This is a genomic window from Flavobacterium terrigena, from assembly GCF_900108955.1.
GTDB classification, from domain to species: Bacteria; Bacteroidota; Bacteroidia; order Flavobacteriales; family Flavobacteriaceae; genus Flavobacterium; species Flavobacterium terrigena.
The window spans coordinates 588,612-607,406 of sequence record NZ_FNYA01000001.1 but is presented as its reverse complement, the minus strand read 5'-3'; the positions used below and the strand labels follow the sequence as shown (position 1 = coordinate 607,406).

The 18,795-nt window shown below is 31.7% G+C and carries 22 protein-coding genes; 3 read left to right on the top strand and 19 right to left on the bottom strand.

The features are described from left to right. Nucleotides 1-69: 69 nt before the first annotated feature. From BMX42_RS02925 to BMX42_RS02905, 5 genes are all read right to left on the bottom strand, one after another. Entirely contained in the window at nt 70-984 is a 915-nt protein-coding gene (locus BMX42_RS02925) for a Riean_0653 family protein (protein WP_091308325.1), read from the bottom strand. A 96-nt stretch (nt 985-1,080) separates the two neighbouring features. Next, a complete protein-coding gene (locus tag BMX42_RS02920) occupies nt 1,081-1,536 on the bottom strand; it encodes a DMP19 family protein (protein WP_091308321.1) in 456 nt (151 codons plus the stop codon). Nucleotides 1,537-1,556: 20 nt separating this feature from the next. After that, a complete protein-coding gene (locus tag BMX42_RS02915; RefSeq protein WP_091308316.1) occupies nt 1,557-2,363 on the bottom strand; it encodes a tetratricopeptide repeat protein in 807 nt (268 codons plus the stop codon). 9 nt (nt 2,364-2,372) lie between these two features. Beyond that, on the bottom strand, nt 2,373-2,933 hold the full coding sequence (locus BMX42_RS02910; RefSeq protein WP_091308311.1) for a DUF4256 domain-containing protein: 561 nt from the start codon (nt 2,931-2,933) through the stop codon (nt 2,373-2,375). Nucleotides 2,934-2,948: 15 nt separating this feature from the next. Beyond that, nucleotides 2,949-3,299 carry a DUF2200 domain-containing protein gene (locus BMX42_RS02905; RefSeq protein ID WP_091308303.1) on the bottom strand — a complete coding sequence of 117 codons (351 nt, stop codon included), beginning with the start codon at nt 3,297-3,299 and terminating at the stop codon, nt 2,949-2,951. A 67-nt stretch (nt 3,300-3,366) separates the two neighbouring features. Here BMX42_RS02905 and BMX42_RS02900 point away from each other — a divergent pair, with 67 nt between their 5' ends. Beyond that, entirely contained in the window at nt 3,367-3,621 is a 255-nt protein-coding gene (locus BMX42_RS02900) for a hypothetical protein (protein ID WP_091308295.1), read from the top strand. Nucleotides 3,622-3,655: 34 nt separating this feature from the next. On the opposite strand, the gene BMX42_RS02895 is transcribed toward BMX42_RS02900, so the two are convergent. The 11 genes from BMX42_RS02895 to uvrA form a co-directional block, all read right to left on the bottom strand. Then, nucleotides 3,656-3,964, bottom strand: a complete 309-nt coding sequence (locus BMX42_RS02895) for a hypothetical protein (protein ID WP_091308292.1) — start codon at nt 3,962-3,964, stop codon at nt 3,656-3,658. A gap of 211 nt (nt 3,965-4,175) precedes the next feature. After that, entirely contained in the window at nt 4,176-4,628 is a 453-nt protein-coding gene (locus BMX42_RS02890) for an SRPBCC family protein (protein ID WP_091308287.1), read from the bottom strand. Between the two features lie 84 nt (nt 4,629-4,712). Continuing rightward, nucleotides 4,713-5,006, bottom strand: coding sequence for a hypothetical protein (locus tag BMX42_RS02885; RefSeq protein ID WP_091308283.1), 294 nt, complete (start codon nt 5,004-5,006; stop codon nt 4,713-4,715). 69 nt (nt 5,007-5,075) lie between these two features. Next, nucleotides 5,076-5,534 carry a tungsten formylmethanofuran dehydrogenase gene (locus BMX42_RS02880; protein ID WP_091308279.1) on the bottom strand — a complete coding sequence of 153 codons (459 nt, stop codon included), beginning with the start codon at nt 5,532-5,534 and terminating at the stop codon, nt 5,076-5,078. 102 nt (nt 5,535-5,636) lie between these two features. Continuing rightward, entirely contained in the window at nt 5,637-6,635 is a 999-nt protein-coding gene (locus BMX42_RS02875; protein WP_091308275.1) for an alpha/beta hydrolase, read from the bottom strand. Between the two features lie 80 nt (nt 6,636-6,715). Continuing rightward, on the bottom strand, nt 6,716-7,438 hold the full coding sequence (locus tag BMX42_RS02870; RefSeq protein WP_091308271.1) for a LamG domain-containing protein: 723 nt from the start codon (nt 7,436-7,438) through the stop codon (nt 6,716-6,718). A gap of 268 nt (nt 7,439-7,706) precedes the next feature. Then, nucleotides 7,707-9,695, bottom strand: a complete 1,989-nt coding sequence (uvrB, locus tag BMX42_RS02865; RefSeq protein ID WP_091308267.1) for an excinuclease ABC subunit UvrB — start codon at nt 9,693-9,695, stop codon at nt 7,707-7,709. Nucleotides 9,696-9,852: 157 nt separating this feature from the next. Beyond that, on the bottom strand, nt 9,853-11,064 hold the full coding sequence (locus BMX42_RS02860; protein ID WP_091308264.1) for an acyloxyacyl hydrolase: 1,212 nt from the start codon (nt 11,062-11,064) through the stop codon (nt 9,853-9,855). Nucleotides 11,065-11,096: 32 nt separating this feature from the next. Beyond that, nucleotides 11,097-11,399: a type II toxin-antitoxin system RelE/ParE family toxin gene (locus BMX42_RS02855; RefSeq protein ID WP_091308261.1), complete on the bottom strand. Its 303-nt coding sequence runs from the start codon at nt 11,397-11,399 to the stop codon at nt 11,097-11,099. Then, nucleotides 11,384-11,611, bottom strand: a complete 228-nt coding sequence (locus tag BMX42_RS02850; RefSeq protein WP_091308258.1) for a hypothetical protein — start codon at nt 11,609-11,611, stop codon at nt 11,384-11,386. Before BMX42_RS02850 ends, BMX42_RS02855 begins: the two co-directional genes overlap by 16 nt. A gap of 21 nt (nt 11,612-11,632) precedes the next feature. Beyond that, a complete protein-coding gene (gene uvrA, locus BMX42_RS02845; protein WP_091308254.1) occupies nt 11,633-14,443 on the bottom strand; it encodes an excinuclease ABC subunit UvrA in 2,811 nt (936 codons plus the stop codon). 253 nt (nt 14,444-14,696) lie between these two features. Here uvrA and BMX42_RS02840 point away from each other — a divergent pair, with 253 nt between their 5' ends. Further along, nucleotides 14,697-15,284, top strand: a complete 588-nt coding sequence (locus BMX42_RS02840; RefSeq protein WP_091308251.1) for an RNA polymerase sigma factor — start codon at nt 14,697-14,699, stop codon at nt 15,282-15,284. A gap of 223 nt (nt 15,285-15,507) precedes the next feature. Here BMX42_RS02840 and BMX42_RS02835 read toward each other — a convergent pair whose 3' ends face one another. After that, nucleotides 15,508-16,170 carry an endonuclease III domain-containing protein gene (locus tag BMX42_RS02835; protein WP_091308248.1) on the bottom strand — a complete coding sequence of 221 codons (663 nt, stop codon included), beginning with the start codon at nt 16,168-16,170 and terminating at the stop codon, nt 15,508-15,510. 81 nt (nt 16,171-16,251) lie between these two features. Here BMX42_RS02835 and bcp point away from each other — a divergent pair, with 81 nt between their 5' ends. Beyond that, nucleotides 16,252-16,701: a thioredoxin-dependent thiol peroxidase gene (gene bcp, locus BMX42_RS02830; protein WP_091308805.1), complete on the top strand. Its 450-nt coding sequence runs from the start codon at nt 16,252-16,254 to the stop codon at nt 16,699-16,701. A gap of 54 nt (nt 16,702-16,755) precedes the next feature. Here the strand turns inward: bcp and BMX42_RS02825 are convergent, their stop codons facing one another. Together BMX42_RS02825 and sufD are read right to left on the bottom strand one after the other, a co-directional pair. Next, complete coding sequence (locus BMX42_RS02825) at nt 16,756-17,382, bottom strand: hypothetical protein (RefSeq protein WP_091308244.1); 627 nt, start codon at nt 17,380-17,382, stop codon at nt 16,756-16,758. Between the two features lie 81 nt (nt 17,383-17,463). Further along, the gene (gene sufD / locus BMX42_RS02820; protein ID WP_091308240.1) at nt 17,464-18,783 is read right to left on the bottom strand and encodes a Fe-S cluster assembly protein SufD; all 1,320 of its coding nucleotides are present in this window, start codon (nt 18,781-18,783) and stop codon (nt 17,464-17,466) included. Between the last annotated feature and the right edge of the window lie 12 nt (nt 18,784-18,795).

The following is an 18,795-nucleotide window of genomic DNA, read 5'->3' as shown; positions in this document are numbered from 1 at the left end:
ACAAATTGAAATTAATAAAAAAAGCCAAGATAAATTATACCTTGGCTTTTTACTATATTTTTAGTAGTATTATTTGTGAGTAATACTAAAATTACCGTTTGAAATAGTTACGGTTTGAACACCATTATTTGCTGTATAATTGAATGTACCAACTACGTTATTTCCACTATGAGAAGTTATCGTTAAGCTACCACCAGTTATAGTATATTCTGGTTCAGTATCAGAATTACCTAAACCTGCCGAATATGTTCCATTGTCTGTTAATGTGTAAGTTCCAGTTGAAACATCTTTAGGGAAATTAATATTGTAGATTCCGAAATCACTAGTTAATGTAGTGTTGTTTCCAAAAATTGAAATAGAATTGTTTGCTGAAGACTGAGCAATTGTTATGAATTTTCCATCACTATTTGTGGTGTCCATTGTGAAAATTTGCCCACTATTTCTTTTTAAAGACATAGAACCATTACTGTAATATTCTGTAGAAAATATAGAAATGTTGCTGAATGCTCCATTTGTAATATTTAATAATGCATCAGTGTCATCATATAATTTTCCTGAAAAAGTACCAGACATTTTTCCTTCTACAAGGTTAAGAGTAGTAATGTTGATAGTAAATTGACCACTAACATGTTGTGAAGTGTAAAAATTTGAAGAACCATTAAAATATCCTAAAATTCCGTTTGCAGAATCACCCGTAAAAGTTTGACTACCTACACTTAATTCTGAAATTGGTAAACTAATTGTAAATGAGCTAAAATTTGGTGCAGTACCGATTATTTGTAATGCTGTTTGAGATTCACCATCAAAATCTACTTCAGTTACATTTGCAATTGCTGCACCTGGAATTGAATTCCATGAATTACCATTTACGGTTGCTGACATTGTACCTGCTGAAGTGTTTTCAGGCTCAGAAGTACTATCTTCACTACAAGAAAATAACACGAATAATGTACTTAATAAAGTACTAAGAATTAATTTTTTCATTTTTTATATTAAATATTTTGGGTAAAAATAAATTAAAAAATCATATTTTATCTTAATAAAAATTTGATTTGAAGTTTTGTAACTTAAACTTGTTTTTTAGTTACAAAACTTGTTTTTATTCTTTTTGATATATTCTACAATCAAATTCACAACATCTTCCTCTTCTTCAGAAAAGAAAATTTCATCTAAATCTTCCCAACCTGAAATGATTTTCTCGTCTAATTTTTCAATTACTTTTTTTCTATCTTCTGTAATTGCAGTATATTTTACGGTAAATAATTGAAACGCTTTTGTGATTAAAGTCGCAGTTTTTGTTGCGTTAATGTCTTTGTATGCTTGAATGATTTCTGCAGCAAAATCGCCACTTTCCGTATTGAAGAAATAATGTAAACCGCCTTCGTTCATGGCTGCTTCAAAAATGTCAACATACACAAATGTTAGTTCAGAATGGTTTAAATCACCTGTTTCTTTTTTTGCCCAAATGTGAGTCCCAACGGCTTCAATGATGGCAATTTCGTCTTCTAATTTTAATATGGTTTCAATGTTTTGCATAATGGTGATTTTATGATTTCTTATTTCGTTTGTTTTTCTATTTTTTCTGCTTGAATTCGGTATTCCTCAGCTTTCAATTTATTATCCATTAAAAGATGAACTTCGCTTACGTTTTTGTAAAATCGAATCAAATCTTTATGATTTTCCCCAACTAGTTTTATTTTAGTTGATAATGCGTTTTCATAATAACTTAAAGCTTTTTTATAGCGTTTTAGTTCTTTATACGCATTTCCTAAATTGGTATAACTTTGAACAATTTCATTACTGTTTTTACCAAATAATTTCTCTCTAATTTGCTTAGCTTTTCGATGTGCTTTAATCGCTTCGTTATAGTCTTTATTACGAAAATGAACATTTCCAATATTACCATAACTTGTTGCTACATCAGAATTGTTTTTCCCTAGTTTCGAAAGTCGAATGGAAAGTGCTTTGTTGTGATATTTTAATGATTCTTCAAATTTATCTTCCGCGCTATAACTCACACCTAAAGTGATATAGGTTGTTGCGATGGCTAAACTATTCAAATTATTTGAAGATTCTCCAATTGTTAAAGCTTTTTCTAAATATATTTTTGCTTTATCAGATTTGTCTTGACGATTGAAAATAGTGCCAATTTGATTGTAAGCGTTTATGGTTTTTTCTGGATTATTGTTTTTTTGAAATTCGACAGCGGCTTTTTCATAATAGACAATGGCACTATCTGGAACTGATTTCGATTTAAAGTCTTCAGCTTTTTTTAGAAAGTTTTCTGCGACATTATCATTTTGCCCATTTACTTTGTTAAAAGAAAGAATAGCTATAACAGCAAAGAATATAATTGTTCTCATAATTTTAGTTTAAACTCTTAACGAACCTCGAAAACCTCTTGCAGCATAGTAAGAATCGGCGCCATTATGGTATAAAAATACCGTGTTATAACGGAAATCGCAAAATGTGGCACCGCCTAGATTTCTAATTTCTGTAGGAGTTTGAATCCAACTTGATGTTTTGGCATCGAAATTTCCTAGTTTTTGTAAGTCGCGATATTGGGTTTCGGTTAACAATTCAATTCCCATTTCGGTTGCCATGTTGATAGCGCTGTCTTTTGGTTTGTGTTCTTTTCTTTTTTCTAACGCTTCGTGATCGTAGCAAATACTTCTTCTTTCTTTTGGAGATTCGGCTGAACAATCGAAGAAAATATATTCCTTCGTTTTTTCATCAAAAGCTACTACATCAGGTTCGCCGCCTGTTTTTTCCATTTGTAGTAATGACCACATTTTTTTTGGATTGGCTTCTAATTTTGTTTGCACATTTGCCCATTCTAAACCAGTATGACGGTTTTTGTTTTTCTCAAAGCGCGTTTTTAAAATGTCTAATAATGTTGCACTTTCTTCTGATGTTAGTTGTTGTGTTGCCATAATATATTTGGATTTTTATTCTCTTAAAATTTTCTCCATTTTTCTGCCTTTGGCTAATTCGTCTACGAGTTTATCCATGTATCGCATTTTTCGTACGACTTCATCTTCAATTTCTTCAATGCGATAACCGCAAATCATTCCTGTAATTTTATGAGCGTTTGGATGCATTTGTGGTGCTTGCGCGAAAAAGGTTTCGAAATCTGATTTTTGATCAATTAGTTGTTGTAGGGTTGTTTCGTTGTAACCTGTTAGCCAAAAAATCACAGTATCTAATTCATCTTTAGTGCGTCCTTTTCTTTCTACTTTTTGAATGTATAACGGATAGACGCTTGAAAAAAGCAGTTTGTATATTCTTGAAATGTCCATAGTATCGGTATGCTTTAATGTGGATTAGAACAAATTTACAGATTAATTTTTAAAATTAATCGCAGTTTTGAGTTTTCTCAGAGCGGAAGGTAATTCTAACAGAGCGGAAGGGAGTTTTAACAAAGCGGAAGGTAATTCTAACAGAGCGGAAGGAAGTTTTAACAAAGCGGAAGGTAATTCTAACAGAGCGGAAGGGAGTTTTAACAAAGCGGAAGGTAATTCTAACAGAGCGGTTAGGAGTTTTAACAGATCGGAAGGTAATTCTAACAAAGCGGAAGGTAGTTTTAACTTTGGTGTTAGGAGTTTTCTTTTTGAATATTAAAAAAAGCGCAAAGTATTGAAACTTTGCGCAGCTGTTAAATGATGTTATTTGTTGATCCGATATATTCTAAAACTTGAACCTTGTGCGAATCGTTTAAGCCACTATCATCACGTTTTTTTTGAAACTCTAAAAATGATGGCGTGTTTAAAACTTCTTTTTGGATTTGTTCGTCTTGATAATTGGAGACATGCGTAAATGTAACGCCGTCGGTATTTAGGAAAACACTATAATTAAATTTGTTGTTATCCAGACTTTTAAAACTGTTTAAGAAGTTTTCAATGTTCAATTTGTTTTCTGTTACGAATTCTGGTTTTACTTGGTAGGAGACGATTACGTTTATCATAATTTGGTTTTTAATTTATTGAGATGAAAAATTTTACCGCAGATTACTTCGTCAATTCGACCAAAAGTCTCGGGTTGCAGATTTTTTTCTGTGTTATTTTTGTCATGCTGAAAGCATCTCTTATTATTTCTTTTTAATACTTTGCGTGAATTGAATTGCGTGAGTCCCTTTCAGGGTGACAAACTTTGTGTTTAGTTTTTGTATCTCAGTATTACGGTCCGTCTGGAATTTCTGGTTCCACTAACTTTTTTAATTTCTCTAAAGATTCTTGCCAACCCAAGTAGCACATTTCTGTAGGAATTGGAGCAGGGATGTTTTCTTGTAGAATTTTTATTTCGGTTCCACAAGACACTTTTTTCAACCAAACGGAAGTTATCATTTCTCCAGGTAAATTTGGATCGTCAAATCGGTCTGAATATTTGATAAATTCATTGGGTTTAAGTTCTAGATACTCACCTCCAAAAGAATGTCCGTTACCAGTAGAGAAATTTATAAATGACATTTTGTAATGCCCACCAACTTCTACATCCATTCTGTGAACGACACATACGAAACCATAAGGAGGAATCCATGATGCCATGGCATTTGGTTCTGTAAAAGCACGATAGACTTTTTCAGGAGACGCCGTAAATACTCGGTGTAAGGAGACGCTGTTATTTTCCATGATAGTAAATTTTAAAGGATATAAATTTATGAAAAACTTGGTGAATAGTGAGTTGTGAATAGTGAAAGGGATTGCGCTGCGGGTTTACCAAATTTTGAAGATTTCTCTTTTTCCTGATAGATACAAATCGTGATAGCCTTGCATTTTTTCTTTCATCTTTTTGACTTCTTCACTATCTTCCATGTAGTTTTTAAAACGCTCTTCATATGCTGTAAGGTTTTCATACTTACTTTGGATGATTACACGGTTAAATTCTCCAGTCATATCCGTCATAATATTTACGAATTCTGGACTGTCAGCCATTACTTCTTTAAAAAGCGTTGCTAATTTTGAAGCATTTCCTGGCTTGCAAACAAAAATTTCATGAACTATTATCATAATACTATTTTTTAATGTGAGTACTAATTTTTTGGCAGGTTCAGTTAATTTGTATGTAGGGGGAAATTGTTATTTTTCACAAATTTCTTTCAACTTATCGAGAGCTTTTGGGTAGGTCTCATTCATATAATTTACAAAATCTTCAGTGGTATCTAAGTCGACAGTAATGCTTGTAGTCCCATTATTTTCTTCGAAAGTATAATTTTCAAATCCGTTTGCCCATTTTTCCACATCTGGTCCTTCTGTAATTTCCTTGTCGGCTTTAAGAATACCATAATGTTGAATTGAAACAAATTTGTTGGGAACGTTATCCACTATTTTGGAAACCATTCCACCTTTTTCTCCTTTTTCATCTACTCCAAGAAATAGAATTTTACTTCCTTTGTCCCAAGTTCCTTCATAGGTTGATGTTGGGTTAAACATAGCAGTCCATTGCTCATAAGTTGATTTATTGCTTAAGCCAAGCATAAAATCATAAACCTTGGTTAAAGGTGCGTTGATGTTTATTTTGTATTGTAACTTTTCCATGATGATAAAATTTAAAGGATATAAATTTACGAAAAATGTTATGAGTTGATTTATAGAATATTGTAAAATTTTTACATTATATACATGTATAATAAATCCGTGTTAGCTTTTTATCCAATTTATTATAAACTTAAGTGCTTCTCCGTCCATTTGATATAAAGAAGAACCTACAGCACCATTTCTGTCTGTCAAATAGTGATTTAAACCTTCAAAAATTTTAGTTTCAATATTTGAATTTTTGAAAGATTCTACGGTATTTGTTTCCTCTTTATGATTAATGAATTTATCTAAAGTTCCTATAAGATATAAAGATTTTATTGTTGTGTTTTTTATAGTATCTTCTAAATTCACTGTAACCATTTCCATAAGAAAAGCATCATTCAATAAAGCAATAAAACGTTTGTTGAATCCTTTTTCTTTTATGTATTTTTTGACTTCTTTTTCTAAAGTAGGCTTTTGGTTAAAGTTTCTTACCAGTTCAAAATAGCCTTCTAAAAAAGCCATAACTTCCTCTTTCGTTTTCCCTTCACGCATGAATTGTGGAAGACTCGTTTCATAATTCATTTCGATTTGATTCAAAACAAATGCCCCATTTTTTCCAACTGGACTTTCTATGAATACAACAAAATCTGGATTACATTTTTTTTCCATAATTCCAAGAGTTGCCACTCCACCCAAACTATGTCCGATAACACCGATTTTTTTAGTGCTGTATTTTTTTTGCAAATCTTTAAAAGCACAATTTAAATCATTTGATAAATCTTTGGCTAATTCAGAGTATTTACCTTCAGATTTTCCTACGCCACGTTCGTCAAATCTATAAACGGCAATGTTGTTTTTTAGAAGTTCTTCTGCTAAAATATAATGAGAATTTCTAGTGTCTTTTCCACTACCGGGAACAATAATAACAATTTTATCGAAATCAAGTCTGGGTTTAATTAAAGTTCCTGAAAGTTTAATTTTTTCATCCAGGTTTTGAAAATCTATTTCTTCAAAATCATACTGTGCTGTATCATTTATTTCTTTTTCATATTTAAAAATATCTTGAGCATTTACAAGGAATGTACAGATGAATAGAATTATTGAAAAGGTTTGTTTCATGGGTGTGTGAATGAGTTGGTTTTACTTTTTTAATTTTGGAATGGGCACGAGCAAGATGCTCGCGCTAGCGTGTGTATACTTTATTCACAACAAGCTGGTAAATTATGTAATTGATTTACTTCTGTTTGTGACAAAACACGATTGTAAATGATTACATCATCAATAAGTCCATCATATTCTTTACCAATAAATAAATTCCCTTGATTTAAATCTGGACAACTTGAATTGTTTGCAGATGTTATTAAAGTACCGTCAACAAATAATTGTACTCCATTACTTTTAGAAGTGACCACAATATGTTGCCAATTTGAAGTTGCTACGCCATAATTCATTCCATATCCATTATTTGTTCCAGTAATAATCATGTTGTTTACATGATGAACTGACCAAACGCCATTAGAAAAGTCACAATAATGAGCAATATCTCTCATGATGAAATTGCCAGACTCCATGTCGTTTGATTTATACCAAAAAGATATTGACATACCAGTAGAGGTTAAATTATCAAGAAAAGTTGGATTTTGATATTCTAAAAAATCTCCATTTGTACTGTTAAAACTAAAACCGCAATTTGGATTTCCATCCCTATCCATTCCTGAATTTGCTGTTGTTGGATTTGTTAAATTATAATTATTGCCAGAAACATCATTTAATGATCCATTACTGAAAGGATAAAAGGCAATAATGTCAGTTTGTAAGTTAATTGGTAAACAACTTGCTTTTTTAGTAGCTTTATCATCTTCATCATTACAGCTCAATAAGATGGTTGTTGCAAGTAGTAGTGCGATATTTTTTAGTTTCATAGTAATGTTTTTAATTAAGATGTGTTTTTTATATAATTGTTGCGCTTAATTTAATCGGGTTTTCAAAAATACTATTAAAATTTTCATATTAGGTTTTGAATATAAAAAATCACAAAATTTCTTACAAAAATTATATTTTGTGGTATAGCCGTGGGTGTAACGGCATCCTTTTGTTTTGTTGCTTTAATAAAAAGGAACAAAACAAAAGAGAAAGTGGAACACGTGTGAGTTGGTGTTCTGAAATTTATTTTTCTTGCTTCAAAAAAAACTACAACTTCTCTTGTAATTCCTTAATCTCATCTCTAAACTTGGCAGCTTGCATAAAGTCTAATTCTTTGGCAGCTTTTTCCATTAGTTTGCGTTTGTCGCGGATTTTCTTTTCAATTTCGGGTTTGCTTAAGTATTCGCTTTCTGGTTCAGCGGCTTTGTAGGCTTGATTTTCGTAGTATTGTGTAGAAACGGAATTGGCATTAAAAGCGTTTCCTAAACTTTTGTTTAAAGATTGCGGCGATTTTCCGTGTAAAGTATTGTAAGCCGTTTGTTTTTCGCGTCGGTAAATGGTTTCGTCAATGGTGTGTTGCATACTTGCCGTAATTTTATCAGCATACATAATTGCTTTTCCATTGATGTTTCTTGCCGCTCTACCAACAGTTTGTGTAAGCGAACGTTTGCTACGTAAAAAACCTTCTTTGTCGGCATCCAAAATGGCAACTAGGGAAACTTCGGGTAAATCTAAACCTTCACGTAATAAGTTGACACCAATTAACACATCAAAAACACCTTTACGTAAATCTTGCATGATTTCCACACGCTCCAAAGTATCCACATCCGAGTGAATATAACGACAACGAATAGAAACTTTGGTTAAATATTTTGATAATTCTTCCGCCATACGTTTGGTTAAAGTCGTGACTAAAACACGTTCGTCGGCTTCGCAACGCAATTGAATTTCTTCAATTAAATCGTCAATTTGATTCGCACTTGGACGAATTTCTATAATTGGGTCTAACAATCCAGTTGGACGAATAATTTGCTCGACATAAATCCCTTCCGATTTTTGCATTTCGTAATCGGCAGGCGTTGCAGAAACATACACCACTTGATTTTGTAAGGCTTCAAACTCTTCAAATTTTAAAGGTCGGTTGTCCATTGCTGCTGGTAATCGGAAGCCGTATTCTACTAAATTTTCTTTTCTACTTCTGTCGCCGCCATACATCGCATGAACTTGCGAAATGGTTACGTGACTTTCATCCACAACCATTAAATAATCGTCTGGGAAATAATCTAATAAACAGAAAGGTCTGGTTCCAGGTTCACGACCATCAAGGTAACGGGAATAATTTTCAATTCCAGAACAATAGCCTAATTCACGAATCATTTCTAAGTCGAAATTAGTACGTTCTTCTAGTCGTTTGGCTTCTAAATGTTTTCCAATTTCTCGGAAATATTCCACTTGTTTCACCATGTCTTGTTGGATTTCCCAAATGGCTTTTTGTAAAACATCTGGTGAAGTCACAAACATATTTGCTGGATAAATGCTTAGTTTATCGTATTTTTCTAAAACTTGCGAAGTTCGCGCATCGAAAGCTTCGATTTCTTCAATTTCATCACCAAAAAAGTGAATTCGGAAAGGTTCATCGCCATAACTTGGGAAGATTTCTACTGTATCTCCTTTAATTCGGAACGTTCCTGGAGTAAATTCCGTTTCCGTTCTGGCATATAAACTTTGGACTAGTTGATGTAATAATTTGGTACGAGAAATGGCTTGACCACTTTCGATATTAATTACATTTTTCTGAAATTCAGCTGGATTTCCAATACCGTATAAACACGAAACAGAGGAAATTACAATGATATCTCTACGACCTGAAAGTAGGGCAGAAGTAGTGCTTAAACGAAGTTTTTCTAATTCTTCGTTAATAGATAAATCTTTTTCTATATAAGTTCCAGTCACCGGAATAAAGGCTTCTGGTTGGTAATAATCGTAATATGAAACAAAATATTGTACGGAATTATTCGGAAAAAATTGCTTGAATTCCGAATACAATTGCGCCGCTAAAGTTTTGTTGTGTGCTAAAACTAAGGTTGGTTTTTGAACTTCTTGAACGACATTCGCGACCGTAAATGTTTTTCCTGAACCTGTAACTCCTAAAAGCGTTTGGTATTTTTCGCCAGCAACTATTCCTGCAGCTAATTTTTCAATTGCTTGAGGTTGGTCTCCTGTTGGAACATAATCTGATACTACTTGGAATTTCATTTGGATTTACGAGTTGAGATTTACGAATTATGCGAAGTTAGTAAAACCCTTTCAGGTGACAAACGTTGTGGTGAGTTTTAACCGCAAAGAACGCAAGGATTCACGCAAAGTTCGCAATGTTTTTTATTGTTCGACACTTTTCTTTAAAAAAGGGGAATTAAAAACTGTGAACATAACCCAAAGTAAATTCGCTGTAATCTGCTTGTCCTAGTCTGGAAACGATATGTCCGCCAACGTAAAAGTTGTTTTTTGGTGCTTTGTTGGTATTGAATAAGTAATACTTCAATCCTAATTTTCCAGATATGAAACGTTTTAAAGTGTAAGTCGTTCCTTCTGCTTTACCGATTTCGTATTGTTGGGTTTGTTTGTTGATTAATGTGGCATCTAGACGATATTCTGTTTCAAAAAACGGTCGGAATAAAGTTAGGCCTAATTCTGTTTCAACAGAAAAATGTTGCATTAAGAATTCGTAATTTAAAGCGATTCCTAAACTACTTGCATTTAAAAACGGATTTTTTTGAAGTTCTGGATATTCCTCTGAAACTAAATTATTACCTTCTTTAATATAAATGTAATTATTGGTGTAATGTCTCATGTACAATCCTAAACCAACTTTATGCGTTTTGTTGTAGATTTTTCCATACATTAAATCAACCGAATACACATTTCTTCTGAAGTTGTAAAAGCGATACAAAGCGTGTTCTCCAATTCCAGTTTGCACTGAAAAGAAAGATTGTTTGCTTTTTTGAATCTCTTTTGGAGTAACCTTTTTTTCTGATGTATTTGTGTTTTTATTAAACCCATCATAACTAATGTTCAACCCTAAAGCTAAGGTGTTGATTCCGTTATTTGGCCATTGAATATGGCCGTTAGAATAATGTAAATAGTTAAGGTTTAATCTTGTATGAAAATCGCTTTTTTGGAAAACATCGTAATATAATCCTAATCTAAAAGCATATGTAAAATCTGTTGAAACGGCTTTGTTTTCCCAATTGTCTTCTAAATCATATTTTTTCGTATGATAAGCGACACCAAGTGCTGTAAGTAATTTTAGTTTTTCGTTTTTAAATAGAATTGGCGTTTCAATATATGGAAGTAGGGAAATGGTGTGTCCGATTTTTTCTGTATTTCCGTGATTTGCAACTTGTAAAATCACACCTGTAAACGGATTTCGTAATTGTTTTACCCAATTTAAAGAATCGTTATGCTGCATTCCGAAACCAATTCCGAAAGTTTGACTCGATTTTAAAGTAATGAAAGTATTATTTGCTGATGAAGTTTTACCAATGGAATATTCGGTAAAAAGTTGTTTTTTTTGAGCGAAAACACTCGTAATTCCCAATAAGAGAAAGAAGGTTATTTTGTTCATTGTTAGGTTAAAATTAAAAACTTATGGGGCTTTTATAAGCTTTTAGGGTTTCGTTTGGTATGTCTTATTCTAACTATAAAAATTTCATTTGGTGTAATTTTATACGAAATTCTGTAATTATAAATTTCATAAGCTCTAAAATTACCAGAATTAGATTTTTTCATTTCGTCTAATTCATAAATTTCCCAATTTGATTTTAGTATTGTTACAGATTCATATATAATATCAACAACTTTGTTTGAAACAGTTTTACTTTTTGTTTTTTTTATCAAATAGAAATAAATACTTTCTAATTGTTCTAAAGCAGTTTTTGACCAAATTATTTCTTTTTCCATTCGTCAATTTTGCCTTTAACATCGTCGTGAGAAATAGTATAACCATTCTCAATATCTTCTTCCGCTTTTAAAATCTCTGAATTGTATTCTTCATAAAGATTTTCTTTTTTAATTTTTGATTCTATTATAGTTCTCAAAGCTGTTAAAAAAGATTTATCTTCAATTTGATTTATTTCTTCAATTAATATGTTTTTTAATTCTAACGTATCCATAATCTTGAAATTTTATCGAAATTACAACTTTTCTGCTAAATACTTACCTGTTAATGATTTTTTGTTTTTTGCGACTTCTTCCGGAGTTCCAAATGCGACTAATTGTCCGCCGTTTTCACCACCTTCTGGACCGATATCAATAATATAATCGGCACATTTTATTAGTTCTAAATTGTGTTCAATTACGATGATAGAATGTCCTTTATCGATTAACGCATCGAATGATTTTAATAATTTTTTGATATCGTGAAAATGTAATCCTGTAGTTGGTTCATCAAATACGAAAAGCATTTTTTCTTTGGTTGCCCCTTTTACTAAAAACGAAGCCAATTTAATACGTTGCGCTTCACCACCAGAAAGCGTAGAAGAAGATTGCCCTAATTGCACATATCCTAAACCAACATCTTTTAGTGGTTGTAATTTCTGCGTAATTTTTGCTTGACCATGCGTTTCGAAGAATGTTACCGCTTCATCAATGGTCATTTTTAATAAATCGTCGATGTTTTTGCCTTCGAAATTTACTTCTAACACTTCTTTTTTGAAGCGTTTTCCGTTACACGTTTCGCATTCTAAATGCACATCGGCCATAAATTGCATTTCAATCGTAACTTCTCCATCACCTTTACAAGTCTCGCAACGACCACCATCAACATTGAATGAGAAATGTTTCGCTTGGTAATTTCTTAATTTTGAAGTCGTTTGTTTTGCGTATAATTCTCTAATATCGTCGTATGCTTTTATGTATGTTACAGGATTCGAACGTGAACTTCTTCCAATTGGATTTTGGTCAACGTATTCGATGTTTTTAATATGTGAAAAACTTCCTTCTAATTCGGTAAATTGTCCAGCTTTTTCTCCTAAACCAGTTAGCTTTTTTTGCATCGCTGGAAACAATATTTTCTTCACCAACGTACTTTTTCCACTTCCAGAAACTCCAGTTATTACAGCTAAGCAATCTAATGGGAAGGTAACATCAATGTTTTTTAAATTGTTTTCACGAGCACCTTTGACATCAATATGATTTTTGAATTTTCTTCTTATTTTTGGAACAGCGATTTCTTCTTTTCCATTCAAATATCTTGACGTTAAAGAATCAGATTGTAAAATTTCTTCATACGTTCCTTGTGCAACTAAATGTCCACCTAAAGTTCCTGCTTCTGGACCAATATCTATGATCATATCGGCAGCTTTCATAATATCTTCGTCGTGTTCCACGATGATAACTGTGTTGCCTAATTTCTTTAAATTTAATAAAACTTCAATTAGTTTTTCGGTGTCTTTTGGATGTAAACCGATACTTGGCTCATCTAGAATATACATCGAACCTACTAAAGAACTTCCTAATGAAGTTGCTAAATTAATACGTTGCGATTCACCACCAGAAAGTGTAGCTGATTGTCGGTTTAAACTCAAATAATTCAAACCTACATTATCTAAAAATGCTAATCTGTTTTTGATTTCTAACAACAAACGTTTCGCCACTTTTACATCATATTCCGATAATTCAATCGTATTGAAAAACGGAATTAGTTTGATAATTGGTAAATCAACCAAGTCAGAAATCGTTTTTCCAGCAACTTTAATATTGTTCGTCTCTGGACGTAAACGTTTTCCAAAACACGTGTTACATTTAGTTTTCCCTCTGTAACGAGAAAGCATCACACGGTTTTGAATTTTATAATTATTCGCTTCTAAATCGGCGAAAAAGTCATTTAAACCTGTAAAATATTTATTTCCGTTCCAAATTAAAGCTTTTTGTTCAGCAGATAATTCGAAATAAGGTTTGTGAATTGGGAAATCAAAATGATGTGAATTATTTACCAATTGATCGCGATACCAACCCATGCTTTCGCCACGCCATGGAAAAATTCCATTTTCATAAACAGAAAGCGCAGTGTTTGGTACGACTAATTCTTCATCAATCCCAATTACACTTCCGTAGCCTTCGCAAGTTGGACAAGCGCCGTACGGATTGTTGAAACTGAATAAATGAATGTTTGGTTCTAAAAAATCTAAACCGTCTAACTGGAAATTAGAGTTAAAAATAGAACGGTGAGAATTGTCAGGTTCTTGTAAATATAATTCGCCTTTACCTTCATAAAACGCAATTTGTAAAGCATCGGCAATTCGGTTTAAGAATTCTTCATCTTCTTTGACCACAATACGATCAATGACTAATAGAATTTCTTTGTCGGCCATTGTGTTTTCGTCAATCATTTCTAAAGTTGAAACAAAATCGTCTAAACGAACCGTTTGATTATCGACTAAAACACGTGCAAAACCTTGTTGTAATAAGACTTTTAGCTTGTCGTGTAATTTTCTTCCTTCTTCTAAATGAATCGGCGCCAACAATAACCATTTTGAGTCGATTTCTAAAGATTGAATGTGTTTGACCACATCTGAAACCGTATGTTTTTTTACTTCTTCACCAGAAATAGGAGAATACGTTCTTCCAATTCGTGCAAATAATAATTTTAAATAATCGTAAATTTCTGTTGAGGTTCCAACTGTTGAACGCGCATTTGTAGTGTTTACTTTTTGTTCAATGGCAATAGCTGGAGCAATTCCTTTGATGTATTCAACTTTTGGTTTGTCTAATTTTCCTAAGAATTGACGTGCATAAGAAGATAAACTTTCGACATAACGACGTTGTCCTTCAGCATATAACGTGTCAAATGCTAAGCTTGATTTTCCAGAACCTGAAAGTCCAGTAATGACCACCATTTGATTTCTCGGAATGGCAACATCTATATTTTTTAAATTGTGCAATTGCGCACCTTTAATCAATATATATTTTTTTGGTTCTAGTGTTGTAATGTCTTTTGGTATCATACAAAAAGCGAATTTTTGCAAAGATACAAATAATAACTACCATTTTTTGAATTAAGAAATCCCAAATTTGATAAAAATGTTTTGCATTAAATTTAGATTTATTGTGCTAAAAATGTTAAATTTGTATAAAATATTTGTTTTTATGAAATATTTAACATTATATTTGCTCTTACTAATCTCAAAAACAAATTTGCTTATAACATAAAAATACTTTTTTTAGAAACATTATTCTCAAAATCTAAGAGGTATATTTATGGCAAATATTGTACAAAATCCAGACGCGGTTTTATTACACAACTACATTAGTGGAGATGAATCTGCTTTAAAAATTTTAATTGACAGACATCAATCTAAGATTTATGGATTTATTTATTCCAAAATCCAAGATAGATCAGTTTGTGATGATATTTTTCAAGATACTTTTATTAAAGTGATTAAAACTTTAAGAACAAAAGGATATAATGAAGAAGGTAAGTTTTTACCTTGGGTAATGCGTATTGCTTCAAATTTAGTGATAGATTATTTCCGTCATAATAAAAAAATGCCGTTTCAGAGAGAAACTGACGAGTATAGTATTTTTAATTTTATGACCGATTCTAGTTTATCGATTGAAAATCAATTAATTGAAAATCAAGTTGAATTAGATGTTAGAAAAATTGTAGAGCAATTACCAGAAGACCAAAGAGAAGTAATTAAAATGCGTTTTTACGAAGATTTAAGTTTTAAAGAAATTTCTGAGATTACTGGCGTGAGCATCAATACTGCCTTGGGAAGAATGCGTTATGCAGTAATCAATCTGAGAAAAATAATTGAAAAAAATAGCATTATTTTGACAAATTAAATAATGTAACACAATAATAGAGAAGTTTTTACGTTATACTTTAATAAACAATTAAATGTATAGATGGCAAAACTCTACTCTAAAAAAAGAAAATCAATTGAAGAAATGAAACCCAGTAAAGAAACAGTTAGTTTTATTTTGAGTTATTCGCAGGCAATGAAAATAGTAAAAGTTGGGAATCTGACTTTTGAAAACATTGTAAATTGATAAAAATGCTTCGGAATTACTTCGGAGCATTTTTTATTTCATATTCTTTCAAAACCGATTTTCTTCCAATTGTTTTGGTAATAATATCTTTGTCTAAACTCCAACCACGCGCTGGAGAATATTCTCTTCCGTACCAAATGATTTGTAAATGTAAATCGTTCCAAGTGCTTTCTGGGAAAATTGATTTCGCATCTTTTTCTGTTTCAGTCACGTTTTTTCCTGAAGTTAAATTCCAACGATACATTAATCTGTGAATGTGTGTGTCAACCGGAAAAGCTGGGACACCAAAAGCCTGACTCATTACCACACTCGCAGTTTTATGTCCGACAGCTGGTAAACTTTCCAAAGCTTCAAAACTTTGTGGGACTTCGCCATTATATTTATCAATTAAAATATGTGACAAACCATGAATGCCTTTTGATTTCATTGGTGATAAACCGCAAGGACGAATTATATCTTGTATTTCTTCAATACTCATTTTAATCATATCGTATGGATTATCTGCTTTCGCAAATAAAATTGGCGTAATTTGATTGACACGAACGTCTGTGCATTGAGCCGAAAGTAAAACGGCAATTAATAAAGTATAGGGATCTTTATGGTCTAATGGAATTGGAATTTCAGGATATAATTCGTTTAACGTATTTATAACAAATGTTGCACGTTCTTTCTTAGTCATTTTAGTATATTTGAAATGTATTTTCACATCAAAAATAACTTGAAACTTCAAACAAAAAAAACTTTAAACAAAAAATATACAATGACACATTTAAAAATAGGAGATAAGGCTCCAGATTTTTCAGGAATCGATCAAAACGGTAAAACACATTCATTAGCAGATTATAATGGTAAGAAGTTGGTTGTTTTCTTTTATCCGAAAGCAAACACGCCAGGTTGTACAGCAGAAGCTTGTGATTTACGTGATAATTATGAACGTTTTCAAGCGAATAATTACGAATTATTAGGCGTAAGTGCGGACAGTGTGAAATTGCAAAAAAAGTTTGAAGAAAAGTATAGTTTTCCTTTTGCTTTATTGGCTGATGAAGATAAATCTGTGATTAACGCGTTTGGTGTTTGGGGACCAAAAAAGTTTATGGGAAGAGAATTTGATGGTATTCACAGAACCACTTTCGTAATTGACGAAAACGGAATTATTATTGATGTGATTACGAAAGTAAAAACAAAAGATCACGCGAGTCAGATTTTGTAGAAAAATAGATATTTTAAGAAAGCCGTCTCGATTTAATCAAGACGGCTCTTTTTATTATTGTTTTGCTGTTTCAATTCCAGCTGGAATTTCAAATGTTTTCGAATCAAATTTTGTCGGAATTATTTCTGTAACTATACTTTCTAAAATAAACTGATCAGTTTCAATAATCGATTTTAATGATAAACTTTTAGTTGTTTTTAAAAATTGATTCCAATTCGCATAATTATGATTTGTAAACAGACTCGCATCAGCTTTTAAAACTGAAGAATTGTAGTAATATTTCTGAACACCACTTTTACATGTTAATACAAGTTCATCACATTTATGCCCTAAAAGTGTTGTTACATTTTTATTGATTTCCGTTTTTAGAATTTCATCTTCATTATTACTGGCATCCATCCAAAGTGCTTTTGTTGAATTTGCGAATTTGTTAAAAATTTTATTTTCTTTATTGATATAAAGTTGCCATTGAAATATTGTGCCGTTTGAGATAGTTTTATAATTTCCATTTTTGATGAAATATTCAAATTTTGAACCCATAACAACACTCCATTGTTCATCAGTAATATTTGAAATTTTACTTTTAAATGTATTGTTATAAATTATTTTTCCTTCAAAATTTTGTCCAAATGTGAACGAAGTAATGAAGGTTGTTATAACTAGAAATATTATTTTTTTCATATTTTATTTTTGATGCAATTTACATTTTTGAATAAAAAAAACCGTCATAAAAGACGGCTTTTTAATTTATTTTTGAATACCTTATATATCAAATCCCATATTTACGCCTAATTTATCGGCAATAATACGAGCAATTTTTCCTCTTAATTCTGGAATTTTCACACTATTTGTTACTTCACTTGTGAAAGCATACATCAATAATGCTTTAGCTTCTTTCTTACCAATTCCACGTTGTTGCATGTAAAACATTGCGTTTTCGTCTAATTGTCCAATCGTACAACCATGAGAACATTTTACATCATCTGCAAAAATTTCTAATTGTGGTTTTGCGTTGATTGTTGCTTTGTCGCTTAATAAAATGTTGTTATTTTGTTGGAAAGCATCTGTTTTTTGCGCTTCTTTTTCTACGAAAATTTTACCGTTGAAAACACCAGTTGCACTTCCATCTAAAATCGTTTTATAATTCTGGTGACTTTCGCAATTTGGCGTCGCGTGTTGCACTAAAGTATAATGATCTACGTGTTGTTTGTCGCCAATAATCGTAATTCCTTTTAAAGTCGAATCGATATGTTCACCTTGATGGTAGAAATTTAAATTGTTTCTAGTGATATTTCCTCCGAAAGAGAAAGTATGTACAGAAACATGACTGTCTTGTTTTTGAGAAATGTACGTGTTGTCAATTAAATTCGCAGTTTGTAAATCATTCTGGATTTTATAATAGTCAACAATTGCACGTTTTTGAGCAAAAATTTCAGTAACCGAATTTGTTAAAACCGGATTATCATTTAAACTCTGATGACGTTCTACAATTTGGATATGAGAATTTTCTCCAACCACAACTAAATTACGAGGTTGTGTCATTAACGCCGCTTCAGAACCTGTTGAAAAATAAATAATTTCAATTGGTTTTTCTACAACTTTACTTTTAGGAACATGAATATAAGCTCCTTCTTGAGAAAAAGCTGTGTTTAATGAAGTTAAACTTTCTTCCTTACTTGCGATTTGGTTGAAATATGCATCAATAACCATTTTGTATTTTGGTTTGGTTAACGCCGAAGACATCAAACAAACATCTAAACCATCATGAGTTGTTGAAGATAAATACGAACTGAATTTTCCATCAATAAATATTACTTTATACGTATCAACATCATTTAAGAAGTATTTTTTTACATCAGCAAATTCAACTGAATTTTCATTTTTTGCAAATACACTAAAGTCATTTTTTAAAATAGCATTTAACGAAGTATATTTCCATGCTTCCTCTTTTTTAGTTGGGAAACCTTTATTTTCGAAGTTTTTTATAGCCGAAGTTCTAATGTCGTGTAATTCAGTGTTTACATCAGCAATTTTTTCTTCGAACGCCATAAAAGACGATATTAATTTTTCTTTTAATTCCATATTTTTTAGTTT